Here is a 319-nt window from a genome sequence, read left to right on the forward strand (position 1 = left end):
ATCGGTTAAGGCTTCGTTTGGGTTATCGGTAAACTTCTTTAGTTCAATGGTGTGTAATTCTAAGTCTTTAAAATACAGTGCATTACTTTCTTCTTCTGTGATACGAAATACATTATGGTATTTGGGTTCCTCTACAATAGAAATAAAGTTCAGAATATGGATGCCAATGGCTTTAGATAAGTTTCCATAGCCTTGCCCTGCCTGTAGCTGTTCGGTATACAATTTGGCCCAATAAAACAAAGCTCTTTTATCATAATCTGCTTCATCGCTGATTTGGATTTCAATATTAAATAGTTTACCATCTACTGCCTTGGCTTTG

At 35.7% G+C, this 319-nt stretch carries 1 pseudogene (cut by a window edge); it reads right to left on the reverse strand.

The features are described from left to right. Positions 1-12 precede the first annotated feature (12 nt). A pseudogene (locus tag EDM02_RS02235) lies at positions 13-319 on the reverse strand (Rpn family recombination-promoting nuclease/putative transposase) (its annotated part continues 109 nt past the right edge of the window); the annotation flags it as partial.

Source organism: Candidatus Cardinium hertigii (assembly GCF_003788695.1).